Origin of the sequence: Lysinibacillus halotolerans (assembly GCF_003711845.1) — a bacterium.
GTDB classification, from domain to species: domain Bacteria; phylum Bacillota; class Bacilli; order Bacillales_A; family Planococcaceae; genus Ureibacillus; species Ureibacillus halotolerans.
The window spans coordinates 1-13,791 of sequence record NZ_RHLQ01000066.1; the positions used below are offsets into that span (position 1 = coordinate 1).

Annotated in this window: 14 protein-coding genes; 2 read left to right on the plus strand and 12 right to left on the minus strand. The window is 32.3% G+C overall.

Features of this window, described 5'->3' with window-relative positions; translation table 11 throughout:
- Positions 1 to 223: 223 nt before the first annotated feature.
- From EC501_RS16900 to EC501_RS16940, 9 genes are all read right to left on the minus strand, one after another.
- A complete protein-coding gene (locus tag EC501_RS16900; protein WP_122973522.1) occupies positions 224 to 991 on the minus strand; it encodes an amidohydrolase family protein in 768 nt (255 codons plus the stop codon).
- 9 nt (positions 992 to 1,000) lie between these two features.
- A complete protein-coding gene (locus EC501_RS16905) occupies positions 1,001 to 2,302 on the minus strand; it encodes an SLC13 family permease (RefSeq protein ID WP_122973523.1) in 1,302 nt (433 codons plus the stop codon).
- A gap of 222 nt (positions 2,303 to 2,524) precedes the next feature.
- Positions 2,525 to 3,247, minus strand: a complete 723-nt coding sequence (locus EC501_RS16910) for a GntR family transcriptional regulator (protein WP_122973524.1) — start codon at positions 3,245 to 3,247, stop codon at positions 2,525 to 2,527.
- A gap of 227 nt (positions 3,248 to 3,474) precedes the next feature.
- Positions 3,475 to 3,846, minus strand: coding sequence for a hypothetical protein (locus tag EC501_RS16915; protein ID WP_122973525.1), 372 nt, complete (start codon positions 3,844 to 3,846; stop codon positions 3,475 to 3,477).
- Positions 3,847 to 3,952: 106 nt separating this feature from the next.
- Positions 3,953 to 4,525 (minus strand): hypothetical protein, encoded by a 573-nt coding sequence (locus tag EC501_RS16920; protein WP_122973526.1) that lies wholly within the window; start codon positions 4,523 to 4,525, stop codon positions 3,953 to 3,955.
- Positions 4,526 to 4,767: 242 nt separating this feature from the next.
- On the minus strand, positions 4,768 to 5,151 hold the full coding sequence (locus tag EC501_RS16925) for a VOC family protein (protein WP_122973527.1): 384 nt from the start codon (positions 5,149 to 5,151) through the stop codon (positions 4,768 to 4,770).
- Between the two features lie 106 nt (positions 5,152 to 5,257).
- A complete protein-coding gene (locus EC501_RS16930; RefSeq protein WP_122973533.1) occupies positions 5,258 to 5,536 on the minus strand; it encodes an ArsR/SmtB family transcription factor in 279 nt (92 codons plus the stop codon).
- 610 nt (positions 5,537 to 6,146) lie between these two features.
- Complete coding sequence (locus EC501_RS16935; RefSeq protein WP_241559389.1) at positions 6,147 to 6,599, minus strand: terpene synthase; 453 nt, start codon at positions 6,597 to 6,599, stop codon at positions 6,147 to 6,149.
- A 191-nt stretch (positions 6,600 to 6,790) separates the two neighbouring features.
- Positions 6,791 to 7,585: an IclR family transcriptional regulator domain-containing protein gene (locus EC501_RS16940; RefSeq protein WP_241559390.1), complete on the minus strand. Its 795-nt coding sequence runs from the start codon at positions 7,583 to 7,585 to the stop codon at positions 6,791 to 6,793.
- Between the two features lie 251 nt (positions 7,586 to 7,836).
- On the opposite strand from EC501_RS16940, the gene EC501_RS16945 reads away from it, so the two are divergent.
- The gene (locus tag EC501_RS16945) at positions 7,837 to 8,241 is read left to right on the plus strand and encodes a cytidine deaminase (protein WP_122973528.1); all 405 of its coding nucleotides are present in this window, start codon (positions 7,837 to 7,839) and stop codon (positions 8,239 to 8,241) included.
- A gap of 127 nt (positions 8,242 to 8,368) precedes the next feature.
- On the opposite strand, the gene EC501_RS16950 is transcribed toward EC501_RS16945, so the two are convergent.
- The 3 genes from EC501_RS16950 to EC501_RS16960 form a co-directional block, all read right to left on the minus strand.
- The gene (locus EC501_RS16950; protein ID WP_122973529.1) at positions 8,369 to 8,791 is read right to left on the minus strand and encodes a hypothetical protein; all 423 of its coding nucleotides are present in this window, start codon (positions 8,789 to 8,791) and stop codon (positions 8,369 to 8,371) included.
- Positions 8,792 to 8,952: 161 nt separating this feature from the next.
- Positions 8,953 to 11,109, minus strand: a complete 2,157-nt coding sequence (locus tag EC501_RS16955; RefSeq protein ID WP_122973530.1) for a heavy metal translocating P-type ATPase — start codon at positions 11,107 to 11,109, stop codon at positions 8,953 to 8,955.
- Positions 11,102 to 11,470, minus strand: coding sequence for an ArsR/SmtB family transcription factor (locus EC501_RS16960; RefSeq protein WP_122973531.1), 369 nt, complete (start codon positions 11,468 to 11,470; stop codon positions 11,102 to 11,104). Before EC501_RS16960 ends, EC501_RS16955 begins: the two co-directional genes overlap by 8 nt.
- A 623-nt stretch (positions 11,471 to 12,093) precedes the next feature.
- Here EC501_RS16960 and EC501_RS16965 point away from each other — a divergent pair.
- Positions 12,094 to 13,488 carry a nucleoside-diphosphate sugar epimerase gene (locus tag EC501_RS16965; protein ID WP_122973532.1) on the plus strand — a complete coding sequence of 465 codons (1,395 nt, stop codon included), beginning with the start codon at positions 12,094 to 12,096 and terminating at the stop codon, positions 13,486 to 13,488.
- Positions 13,489 to 13,791 lie beyond the last annotated feature (303 nt).

The following is a 13,791-nucleotide window of genomic DNA, read 5'->3' on the forward strand; positions in this document are numbered from 1 at the left end:
GAACACTTTAAAGCGAAAATTTTATTAAATAATTTATCTAAGAAAATTGGGATTCATTTAGGATAATCGGGGTGCCGTGTAATATCACTTCACCCCAACATTTGACATAGAACCTAAAAAATAGACTAAGAACGTCTTACCTATAAAAATATTCCTTAAAAAATAAAACCTTAATTTTTCCCGCTATGAGGAAAAACTAAGGTTTTGTAAGTTGAAATAATTTTTATTTATGAAGATACCAATTCTCCCCATTTTGAAAAAATATTCTATCCTGCGCTTCCTTACCGACAGTTTCTTTAATTAATTGTATATCATCATATGAAAATCGATAATTCGCTCGAGTTGATGGTAAATCACTACCAAATATAAGAGAGTTTGGATTTTCTCTATATAATATTGTAATTAATTCTCTAATTTCATCTCGTTCATAACCTACCCGACCAAAACCCGTTAATCGAATCGGAACGTCTGCGTTCACAATTTTTTTCAACTTATCCATTGAACATTTTTGCATCCCTAAATGATCGATGGATACTTTTGGCAAGGTGAAAATTAATTCTTCTAGATCTTTATCAATCGTTTGTAAATTAAGATAGAGTTCTGTCTTCCAATTACATATCTTATATACTCGCTCTGAAAGCTCTTTAATTTCTTTCGGTGATGCAGATAACCCTCTATATAAGTTAAATCTTATTCCCTTTATTCCGATGTCATTTAATTTTAAAATCTCTTCATTGGTCGTATCAAATGGTAGTTGTGTAATACCTACAAAATGATTTCCTAATTCTGAAATGGCATCCGTAAAATAATCTTGATGATATCCTTGAAAGGAGCCTGATACAATGGCTCCTCCAGTTACTTCAATCGACAATTCTTGTAATTCATTTAAATAATCATTCACCGTATAAAAATCAGGTACAAATCCTTGATTTTCTACAAGTGGAAATTTTGGATCAATAATATGAAAATGTGAGTCAAATATTTTTTGCATAGCTACCCCCTATAATATAAACATTAAAATTACCGTTGCAACAATGGCAAACCCTAATCCTAAAGGCGTTGCTTTATAAAGTAAGTCATTATAAAATTTCTTAGATTCTTCTTCACTCAACCCACTATTCCCAAGAATCAAACTACCGCCTGTAGAAAATGGTGCTAACGCTGTTGACTGAGCACCGATAATAATAGCAACTGCAATAAGCGATGCACTATAACCTGTTGGGGCGATTATTCCTGCAATCATTGGGAACATAAGCGGCGCAACAACACCTAACGTACTACTAAAGATTGACATAATTCCCGCAATAATTGTGACAGCAATAGGAACAATAAAGGACGGCATATTATTAATCATAGAAGCTAATAAATCAATTGTACCTGCTTCAACAGCTACATCAATTAACATTCCTACCCCAGAAACTAGCCATAGCGTACTCCAAGGAATTCTTGCCATTACCTCTTTTGGTTGATCCCCAGCTAATTTTAATATGTATGCTGCGATTGCGAACACAACTGCCAGCAAAGTAATATCCGTACGTGAGTTAATAAACTGAATTGTTTCGTTTTCTGGCATAAAAGTGGCGAGCATCGGTATTCCAAGTACAATTACCATAAGTAGCACTATAAGAGAAATATTAACTTTTTGCTTTTTTGAAAACCTTTCTGGCTTTTCAATATTCAGTTCAGCAATTTTGCCATTTTTTCTATCAAAAAACATAAGGATTAACATGATAAATATTGGATAAATAAATGAAACAACAAAAATATCCCTTGTTAGTAAATTCGCCTGTTCAGCAAGAGCGGTTTCACTAATCAATGAATTAAAGAGTACGCCATGGGCACTATACATAAAATTCGCATCAGAAAGGGACCCTAATGAGACTGCAAAGGAAGCATGTAATTTATTCATTCCTGATGATTTACATAAGGCCATCGCAATCGCACCCATTACTGCCACAGAAGTAAAGAAACCAGCACCCATTCCAGAAACTAATGCCGTCACAAAATACAAAATTAATGGCAGCCATTGAGTATGTTTTTGAAATTTATAAAGTAATAAATGGGCAATTTTTTCTAAAGTACCATTTACAACTGCAAAATTAAAGAATAGCGCTAAAGTAAAAATAACTAAAAATAATTTTGTTGGGAACGTTGCCAATAAATCATTTATAGACATTCCTAAAACAAAACAACCAATAATATAAGCAAACGCTAAAGCTACTAATCCCGTATTTATATCAAGCTTTTCACCTAAATAAATCGCAATGATAATTGCTAGTATAATTAAAATAGAATAGAACATAGTTACCTCCTTCGTATATATCGCATATATGTAGTTTATGGTTTTTTTTACTAAGAACTAAAGGATTTAAGATTGAATTATAAAATTTAGAAAAAGATATGTTCCATTTTGCAATTTTGAGATTCGAGCTTGTATGTTAGTTATTCTTTTAGATGTTAAAAACACCAATGGAAGCACTTACAAAATACGATAAACTATATAACAATCAGCTCTTATCGACATTTATTCTAAACTTAAGACGGATTTGTATTTGTACATATCTCCACGATAGGAAGAGGCACCTGTTAAAACACATTTATCTTTTACTTTTAAATCAACACTTCGATATAAAATTGGAGAGCCTACGGAAATTCCAAGGATGTTTGAGATTTCTTCACTAGCAAGAGCAGCTTCTATTTCTATTTCACCGTCGGTAAGGGACATATTAAACTTATTTAAAAATAAATGGGAGAATGAATAATTCACATACTCTTCATCTGTAATTTGTTCACCATATTTTTTTAATAAATAACGGTTATCGATAACAATTGGGATCCCCTCTGATAGACGTAACCGTTTTACTTGATAAACTTCTTCTCCAGGTGTTATCCCCAATTTCACATCGATTCCTTCTGGACATGGTACGGAACCGCGAAATAGCAACTTGACATGAAAGTTTTTCAAATACCACCCTCTAAAGAAAGTATCCAATTTCGCAATATCTGTTTTTAATTTGTCTTTTCGAACAATAAATGTACCCTTTCCTTGGATACGTTGTAAAAGACCTTCTTCGACAAGCAACTGTACTGCCTGACGAATGGTCATTCGGGAGACATCAAACATACTGATGAGTTCATCATCACTTAAAAATCTTTCTTTTCCTTCTTTGTACATTTCATCTACTTTTTTTCTTAATCGTTCAGCAATTTGGACGTATTTTGGAATATGAGGATTATAATTACTCATCTCGACCCTCCGTGGTTCATTTTTAATAAGCTACCGACATTTCATCTATACATCTAGATGACTTGTTTTTTATTTTATAGTACGAAATGTTAAGCGTCAACAATGTATTCTGAATTTTCAATTCCCTAATCTATAAACGATGTAAAGATTAAAAGACGATTCTTCTATTCGAAGATCGCCTTCAGATAATTTTCCTTGTATCAATCTAGATTCTGTTCAAGATAGATCTATTGTTTATTTCCTGTACTTCCCGCAATCGCTTGAACAGCAAATTTCAACGCTTTTATTCTTCTTTCTAAAAGTGTTCTTTGCGGACTTCCAGCTTTTGATTTAGCATAGATTTTCTCCATGGATGGAAATAAACTAGTAAGAACATCGTGGGCTTCTTCTATATCCTCCTTGAAAAAATGATGATTTCTAAGATTCCAAACATTTTCTAGCATTGCTAAACCGATGTTCACAGCCTTTAGTCGCTTTTTTACTAAGGTGGTATTTTTGCCATTATGGCTCATCTGGGACAAGGCATTTTCCAGTTTACGAAGTGTCGATTGTAAAGATTTGATTGATTCTATTCGATCAACATTCGATACGTTTTCCAAAATAGCATCGTCCTTTCTTTTTTACATTATAGTGATTTCACCACATAAAAACAGAACACAAATTTCCATTTAAAATTGTGTTCTGTTTTTGATGTGTTCAAGCATCTCACTTTTTCCTACGTTCCAAGGATCTAGAGTAACCAAAACATTCTCTAAAAAGTTTTCTACCAATATATTGATGAAAATTATTGTATCGATCACGATAAAATTCATTCCAATAGCTAATCATTCTGTTATAGCTTTTACAAAATCCCTCTATATTTTCCATACAAAATCTCTTTATCTTCTCTGTATCTTGTTCTTTCAGAATAACATACGTCATCTCTAGTATTTCAATGATATATTCATCACATATTTTTACAATATAAGGAATAGCCCACTCTTCATAATCCATTAAAAGCAATGAATGTAAATGCTTTTGTCGAACATAACCATCACAATTTCTTGAATAAATGCAATGTAAAATCATTTTTTGTTGTTCGGTTAAATTGTCTATATATTGATCAGAATTATCTTTGAAATAAAGACGATAAGGAATGTTAACCACATAATCATCTTGAATGTATTCTATAGTTTCAAGTAATTCATTAGAGAGATTATGGTAAGTCTTCTTTGGAAGCAGTCGAATTACTTCCATAACATCATCTCTCAAACTAATTGGAAATCCGTATTGTAACATATTTCACATCCTACTTCACAAATTAGTCTACTATTGCTCCATTGAACTTTCATCTATGTATATTTTATCAATCTATACCCTATGTCACCATATAAACAGCACTTTTTTCACTATGTTACTCTTAACTTAGTAAGCTCTTTACTTTATTCTAATTTTTAACTTTTTCATTACATAATGAAACCCCATCCTATAAAAAGAACGGGGTAACAAAATTTTTTTAGTTTTCGGTAAAGTTTACTTTATTATTGTTGAATAATTTGAATCAAATTTCCACACGTATCATCAAAAATTGCTATTGTCATATCACCCATTTTAGTAGGCTCCATTATAAATTTCACGCCCAAATTTTGTAATCGTTCGTACTCATTTTGAATATCGTCTACCCCAAACATAGTTACAGGTATACCATCTTCGAATAGCTTTTTTTGGTAATCTTTAGCAGCTGGATGTTGATTCGGTTCGAGTAACAGTTCTGTACCTTCTTGTCCTTCAGGAGAAACAAGGGTAAGCCATCTATATTCTCCAGTAGGAACGTCATGTTTTTTTATAAATCCTAGTGTCTCCGTATAAAATTTTAACGCCTTTTCTTGATCTTCAACAAATATACTCATAACAATGATTTTCATATATCTTTTCCTCCTCGAATAGATAGTGTGTTTCGTGCGTCCTAAACAGTTTGTGATGAACCAAATATTCCGACTCATTCATCTCATATTTATTTAAACGTTATTCTTACTCAATCCATCCTTTTAATAAGTCTTTAAGCGGTTCATTATTGAACACAAGTACTCGATACTTCCCCTTTCGTTTTGAAAATACTAGTCCTGCATCTTCCAATATAGATAGATGTTTTGCAATACCTTGACGGGAAATGCTAACGTTATGCTTCATAATGAGCCTCGCTGTAAGTTCATACAATGTCATCTCGTTACGTTCTGATAATTCATCTAATATGAGCCTTCGAGTTGAGTCAGCGAGTGCTTTGAATATTATATCTGTATTACGATTCATAATTCGATAATACGCAACTTTTTGGTTGCGCGTCAAGTATAAGCAACTTTTTAGTTGCTTGATAGCAAAATGATTTTTTATAACTATACTACAAGTTACCTTCATATTGAGTTTTATGATCTCCCTCATTTGCTATACTTATTGACCCAAATAAAAAAACGCAATTCTAATTTTTAGAAATGCGCCTATTTATAGAATATAAAGTTGGTTGATTCATTTAGCCATTTCTCTAAACCTTTATAAGATGTAAGATATAGCTTAAACTCATACAAAAGATTATGTACTATAATTGGACTTTATAACATTACTTATCTAGATGACTTATGATGATTTCTTCTTAGATTTTTTATCAAATAAACCTAAGGCTACTACAACAGCAAGAACAATGGCAATCCAACCACTAAAATTCATTTTTTAACACCACCTTTATTTATCTACGTAAAATTTGTTTAAAAGTTTCAGAAAATCTACGGATTTACTACGATTTTATACTTCTTTTACTAACTGCTTCTTTAACAATTTGGCTAAAAAGGTGTACATTTTCTCTAATCATTTCACTACTTTACAAATTTTTCTATACCATAAGTGTAGCATGAATGTTTAGTTAAGATTAATAAACTATTACTCTTGAGATAAATGGTACCAATTTTTTTTCATCGATAGGTTGAATTTTACACTTTGATCCAACTATTTCTAACATTCTTTGATAAGTTTTAATATCCCAAGAATCATCGACATGTTCATATAAGTCTTTTTGTACAAATTCTTGGATAATAAAATTAGTAATAGAACTATTGTCCACTAAATTTCCAAAAAACTGTCTTACCATAATCGAATCATCTCTTCCTAACGGTTCATCGGATAAGATATAGATTTTAAATACATTAACAATGTCATGTATATCTTCTTCATCTAAAAAGCAAAGTGGTTCTAACCTTTTATCCTCTTCTGTAAAAGGTCCTCTCGTATCTTCGATAATGACATACGCTAACATTTTATTTTCTTTATAGAAACGAAAAATTTCTAAATCTCGTAATCTTAATTTTCTATCGATTGAAATCATTTTTCACCTATCCTAACAAATTAACACTTTTTGGAATATCTACTATTTCTACGGTTCTCTCTTATGAAAAGTTTTACTTTCCCGAGACCTATTTCAGTTTGATTAATGTTATTAAAAAATCTGCATGACTCCCCGGGAAGAATCGTGCAGATTTTTAAGTTGGAGTTGGAAATTGTTACGGTTAAGATACTTTAACGAATACTTACAATTTTCTCAATTAACCGTGCCATTTCTTTAAGCTTCGGTAAAAATTCTTCTAACAACTGTTGTTTGGAAACACGACCTGCATGAACAGAACAGTTAATGGCCGCAATCACTTGACCATTTAATTTACGAATAGGTACAGCTATGGAACGAACACCTTCCTCCAACTGCTGGTCAACTCCTCCCCAGCCCTTTTTTCGAATGTCCATTAATATCTCGTACAATTCTTCTTTATCAACAATCGTATTTTCAGTAAATTTTTTAAACTGAAACTTATTTAAACGTTCCTTTAACTCATCATCGGGTAAATAGGCAAGCAATACTTGGCCCATGGAAGTTGAAACCGCCGGCAAACGAGATCCGACTTCTAAATTAATCGACATTATTCTTTTTTCCGAAACTCTTGCCACATATAAAATATTATCATCATCTAAAATCGAAATAGAACTTGATTCACCGGTTTCTCTAACAAAAGATTCCATAACAGGTTGAGCCATCTGCCAGACGGATGTTTGAGAAGAAAGATAAACCGAACTTAACTCGATAATTTTCATAGTTAGTGAAAAATTTGCATGATCTGATTTTACATACCCTAAATATTCCAATGTAAGTAAAATTCTGCGTACTGTTGGTCGACTTAAACCGGTCATTTGGGCAATTTCACTTGTTGTTAATGAAGGATTTTCTGCACTAAACGTATTTAACACTTGAAACATCCGGTCAATTGATTGGATATAATCTTTACTTTCTTTAAAATCTTCCTTATTCATGTTCGATATCATACGATTGCCTCCACAAGTAAAAAATGTACGTTATGTGAAAATGTGTACACATAACGTACATCAACCGAAGGAAATATGCAATCAATTTATCCCATTAATTAAAGTTAACCAATAAAGAAAATTAGTATCTTTTTAGTAATTAAAAGAAACTTTATTTAGTACTGTTAAAGTACTTATTAATAATTTGTTAAACAGGAATAGCCAATTTAGCAGAAGGAACTAAATTCTGTTAATGTATTATTATAGAAAAAATTAGCATCGAACAAAAACTTTACCAAGCAATCGATTTGATAGAAAAGAGATATCCATCAGGCTGGGGTGGAGCCGCAGCCATGTATACGGAAAATGGTCAAATCTTAACCAGTGTAGCACCAGACGTTATCAATGCTTCGACTGAATTATGTATTGAAACGGGTGCCATTCTTGAAGCACATAAACTAAATACAAAAGTCACTCATACGATTTGTGTAGTAAGGGAAGATGAAAATTCCGAATTTACCGTTTTATCTCCCTGTGGTGTATGTCAAGAAAGACTTTTTTACTGGGGAGAAAATGTAAAAGCGGCTGTGACTAATCCAAATGGTAAATTGGAATATAAATCATTAAAAGAAATACAACCATATCATTGGTATAAAGCCTTTCAAGGTTCATTTTAAATAGTGATATTGTTTAAGTTGTAGAAGACAAAAATAGGAACTTTCAGTTAGATGGAAGTTCCTATCTTTATTTAAATAAAGAATATTCAATTGTAAGACTTAAGCATTCCATCTAAAGATTTCCCTTTTATTTAAGTTCAATTTTATCTGTATGTTCATTCCCACTTTGATCAACCCATACGATTTCAATGGTGTAATCCACATTATCCTTTGGAGCATCTCCAAAATATAAATTTGGATAAGAAAAAGGATGTAAAGAGTATTTTGTACCATCAATATCTATGCCATTTTGGAACTTTAATTGTTCGAATATTTTTTTATCATCTTCTAAAAATAGCAATTTTTTAACTGTCAACTCTTCTTTATTTAGTTGTTGGACGGATACTTTCCATCCGATAGAGCTACCTCCAATTTTTTCATTTTTATATTCGGCTTCCCATATTTCATTTTCGGAAGTTCCTTGTAATTTGTTTTGAGAATTAGTCCAAAATACGAAACATCCTATAGCTATAATAATCGTTAAAACTAAAACACCGTAAAATTTCATCATTTTTCTTCTTCCTTTATTTTCAACTTTTCATCTCCTTCATATTATTATACACATTTTTCCAAATCCCTTTAAATTGAATGTTTTTTTATCACATATAGGAAAGAGCATGTAATTTGATCCAACTAATTATATTGAATCAAAACCATGCTCTTAAAATCTATTTATTCCTTCATTCCCATAAGACGTAGACTATTTAATGAGACGAGTAAAGTAGCACCCATATCGGATAAAATAGCAATCCATAACGTTAACCATCCTGGAACGACTAGTAGCAATGCTAAAACTTTAATTCCTATCGCAAAAATAATGTTCATTTTAATAATATTTAACGACTTGCGACTTAACTTTACTGTAAATGGTAGTTTTCTTAAATCATCGGCCATTAAAGCTATATCTGCAGTTTCTAAAGCCGTATCCGTTCCAGCTCCTCCCATTGCGATTCCAACAGTCGAAGCAGCCAATGCAGGTGCATCATTGACACCATCCCCTACCATAGCGACCTTTCCAAATTGAGATTTTAATTGTCTTATCGAATTTAGTTTATCTTCCGGCATCAATTCTGCATTAACAGTTGATACCCCAACGTAACGTCCAATCGCATTCGCAGTACTTTGATTATCTCCTGTAAGCATTATTGTTTCATCAATTCCAAGTTGATGTAATTGTTGAATTACATCCTTACTCGATTCACGCACTTCATCCGCAACAGCAATGACACCTAGAAGTTCCTTTTCTGTACCGATGATCATGATGGTTTTCCCTTCGTTTTGAAGGTCTATGAATAACCGTTCTAAACTTTCGTCAATCGTTAAAAGTTCTTTAAATAGTTTCGTGCTGCCGACATAAACTGTTTTGCCTTGTACAGTTCCTTTAATCCCTTTGCCAGTTAAAGAAGCAAAATCTTCAACCACAATATTTTGATAAACGATAGATGCTTCTTTTGCTTTATTCATGATTGCTGAAGCAAGCGGATGACCAGAACGTGATTCTAATGCTGCTAAGAGGGCTAATAAGTTCTTTTCCTCCATATTTTCGTTCAATACATGAAAATCCGTTACAACTGGAACCCCTTTTGTTAACGTACCTGTTTTATCAAAAGAAATTGCTTTAATAGAGCCCATTTCTTCTAAATAAATGCCACCTTTAATTAAAACGCCTTTTTTTGCTGCATTTCCTATGGCAGAAACAATAGATATAGGAGTTGAAATGACCAAAGCACAAGGACAACCAACGACTAAAACTGATAACCCTTGATAAACCCACGTCGACCAACTTCCACCAAAAAGTAAAGGAGGAATAGCGGCCACAATAACCGCAATCACTATAATGATTGGCGTATAATATCTCGCAAATGTATCTATGAATGCTTGGGATGGGGCCCGTTCTGCTTGGGCTTCTTCAACAAGTTCAATGATTTTCGAAATCGTCGTATCCTCGACTAATTTTGTTATTCGAACTTCAAGTAACCCTTCTTCATTTAAGGTACCTGCAAATACTTCATCGTCTTCCTTTTTATACACAGGAACGGACTCACCTGTAATGGCTGCTTGATTTACGGTTGAATTACCTTTTACGATAATGCCATCCATTGGGATTTTCTGACCTGGTTTCACAATCATCATGTCACCAATTAAAATATCCTCTACAGGTACCAACATTTCTTGATGATTCCTTTTAATAAGAGCTTCTTTTGGAGCAATATCCATTAGTGAGCGAATGGATTGTCTGGCTTTATCCATGGAAAATCGTTCAAGCGCTTCACTTATTGCAAATAAGATGACTACGACCGAAGCTTCCGCCCATTCTCCAATAATCGCTGCACCAATTACTGCAATTGTCATTAATGTTTTCATATCAAAATCAAAACGACGTAAGTTTTGTAAACCTACAATAAAAAGGGAATAACCGCCAATGACAATGGATGTTAAAAATAATAATGAAGTGAGGATGTTTCCTTCCCCATTCACGAACATCGAGAGGTATCCAAAAACAATGAAGAGAGTTGCATAAAGTAAAGTATTGTATTTTTGATAAAATGCTTCATTTTTTACTTTAGAAATTTCCTTTTCTTCCCCGCTTCGGGAACTAATTTTATCAGGAAACACTTGAAGATTCTCAAATGAACCGGCTTTCGTTAGTTCTTCGATGGAAACTTCCCCTACAACACTAATTTTTGATGCGCCAAAATTCACTTTTGCATCATGTACACCTGGAAGTTCTTTTACATTTCTTTCAAACTTTCCTGCACAATTTGCACAGGAAAAACCTTCTACACGGTATACCTTTTTTTCTTCTATTTCTTTTGTAACATCATTCATTTCGAACTCCCTCCCTTTGATGGGCGAAAGCAACTTCAATTAGTTGTTTGACATGATCATCATCTAATGAATAATAAACCAATTTACCTTCTTTTCGGTATTTTGCTATTCCTAAATTTTTCAACAACCTTAAATGATGGGATGCAGTAGCTGTAGTTGCTCCTACAATGTTTGCCACATCACAGACACATAACTCTCCACCTAAAAGTGTATAGGCAATTTTAATTCTTGTCTCATCAGATAAAGCTTTAAAAATTTTTGCCACTTCGAAGGGATTTTCCTTCGATAATTTATTTTGAATTGAAACGACTTTCTCCTCATTTATACACGTAATTTCACATACATCTTTTTCTTTATTCACTCTAGACACCCCATTTATTCAAATGAATATTTGATTGTTAAAACTAATATATTCAATAACATTCAAATAGTCAAATGATTGTTTGAATATTTTGTATAAATTTGTTCTCATTCAATTTTTTATTGTTCCCTACTTCCCATTTATTACGTCCACCAATACTATCCTGTATAAATTTTTTATAGAAATATTTTGTTATCCGCTTTTCCCCATTCGCCCCCCACAATCCTTGAGGAAATATTTATAGATTTTTCGTAAATATCTAAATCCATTTTGAAGGTGATCGAATGAAATTTAAATCAATTAAATAGCGACCTCAAAGTTGATATCGAATTAATAGATAACATTCTCCTTCGTTACATTCCCTTATACGAAAAGTTTCTACAATTTCATCAGTGAATAGAAGGATTGATGTTCCATTTTCCCTCACAATTTTTCTATAATTTAGTTCTAGATTTCAAGATAAAGAAATATGATAGTAAAGTGGTCATATTTTGCTCCCAACAGATTACGAAAAATGAATAAATTTTTATTTATTCTAGTCGATATTTAATCCATCTACTCCAGACACTTTTTACTGCTGTTTTCGTCTAGGAAGTATATAATAGTTTTAACGGAGGTACAGCATGTTAAAAATTAAAAGTATAGATTTTATTAAAACTGTTTATGATGAATCTCTTTCGCATAATATTTTTTCTATAGCAAATATACATTTTTCCAACTATCCACCGATTAACGGAGCCCTTCTATATTGGAAAAAGAATTTGTCCCGTTCGGAATTTACTCCTGAAGGTGATTATAAATTTTTCTATGATTTGGCCAATATAACTTATTACGCCTCTGTTAAGTTTCCGAAAAACATCAAATTAACGAGGGATCAAAAACAGGAATTGGCTTATATTTTATTAGACGAGCGCGGTTCAATCGGAACATATAGTTTAAAAACACATCCAAGTCGAAGAAAAAAATTCAATCCGAAATTATCTTTGGCAAAACTAGATTTCCCAAAAAACTTTGATATTAAATCCATTCCTTCATATGTTGGTCCAATTATCGATGAAATTGATATGACTCACATTCTAGATAATAATCCGGAGATGTCCAAACAATTTATTCATGATTATTGTTTTTGGAGATATAATCTAGTCAAATTGCATCCAACCGAATTTGAAGAATATCTAGATTACGTTGATTTTTCATATATTTGCTATGCTTGTGACCAATTAAATGAACAATATTTAATTGAACATCTAGATCAAGTGGATGTATCAACCCTTCAATACAATTATCCAGTTTTATCTAGACTATCAGCGTCTTTTAAAAACTACATAGTTGAACAACTTAGACGGCAAAAAATAAAAATCAACGAACATTTTGAAGGTGAAATCGAATTATTTATTGAAGATGAAACATATTTTAGCGAATATAGTACAATCCATCTTCTAGATGAAGACGAATTAATAGACGAAGACGAGGAAAAATTTGATTTCCACTTTTTTGAATATGATCGTGGACAATATAAGTGGCCTGGTAGCGAGCATATGGTCAAAGGTATCCCTTCATTAGCTTGTCAAATTTATGATGATATGGGCTATAAAAAACGGTCAAATAAGGAAATGGATAAGATTTTTAATGCCTATTCAAAAAAACAAATGGATTTAATGTGTGCGGTTTTTGAACCTCATTGGTTACATCGTTACCGGGAGCATTTAGATTGGCGTATTGTTTGTCAATATAACGGGTATTTGTCTGAAGACTTTTTAAATGCTCATTTATCTTATATTGATTTTGAAGCACTAGGAAACAATTTATGGTGTGAACTATCGGAAGCATTTATCGAGAAACATATTCATCACTTTAATCATAATCAACCCGTTCCAATAATTATCCGTCATCTTACAGAGGAACTATATTTAAATTATAGAGATAAAATTAAAGTAGATTCTGATTTGTTATATCAATATTACGGTGCTATCGGCAACGATGAATATGAACGTCTACAAGAATTATTAAGTGAATAGAACAATCGGTTATTAGAGGGCAGTGAAAGCTGCTCTTTTTTATTAATATTAGTGCAAACAAAAACAACCTTACTCTTTTCTTTTTATAAGTAAGATTGTTTATGGGATATTTTGAATGATTTGATAAACGTTCAAGTTTAATACCTCGTTTAATTTTCCTTTTGTATTTAATGTCATTTCAACTGTATTTCGCAAGTAAAAATTGAGCCATTTATTAATTAAAAACTGATCCACTTAAACCGAACTATTTTCTAGCCATTCTTTTGTATCTAATATTCGATAAGATGGTCCAACCATGTCTAT

Bases quoted from the DNA above. Each gene is read 5' to 3' on its own strand.
- EC501_RS16900 (WP_122973522.1), bottom strand. From the start codon at position 991: ATGCAAAAAATATTTGACTCACATTTTCATATTATTGATCCAAAATTT.
- EC501_RS16905 (WP_122973523.1), bottom strand. From the start codon at position 2,302: ATGTTCTATTCTATTTTAATTATACTAGCAATTATCATTGCGATTTAT.
- EC501_RS16910 (WP_122973524.1), bottom strand. From the start codon at position 3,247: ATGAGTAATTATAATCCTCATATTCCAAAATACGTCCAAATTGCTGAA.
- EC501_RS16920 (WP_122973526.1), bottom strand. From the start codon at position 4,525: ATGTTACAATACGGATTTCCAATTAGTTTGAGAGATGATGTTATGGAA.
- EC501_RS16925 (WP_122973527.1), bottom strand. From the start codon at position 5,151: ATGAAAATCATTGTTATGAGTATATTTGTTGAAGATCAAGAAAAGGCG.
- EC501_RS16930 (WP_122973533.1), bottom strand. From the start codon at position 5,536: ATGAATCGTAATACAGATATAATATTCAAAGCACTCGCTGACTCAACT.
- EC501_RS16935 (WP_241559389.1), bottom strand. From the start codon at position 6,599: ATGATTTCAATCGATAGAAAATTAAGATTACGAGATTTAGAAATTTTT.
- EC501_RS16940 (WP_241559390.1), bottom strand. From the start codon at position 7,585: ATGATATCGAACATGAATAAGGAAGATTTTAAAGAAAGTAAAGATTAT.
- EC501_RS16950 (WP_122973529.1), bottom strand. From the start codon at position 8,791: ATGATGAAATTTTACGGTGTTTTAGTTTTAACGATTATTATAGCTATA.
- EC501_RS16955 (WP_122973530.1), bottom strand. From the start codon at position 11,109: ATGAATGATGTTACAAAAGAAATAGAAGAAAAAAAGGTATACCGTGTA.
- EC501_RS16965 (WP_122973532.1), top strand. From the start codon at position 12,094: ATGTTAAAAATTAAAAGTATAGATTTTATTAAAACTGTTTATGATGAA.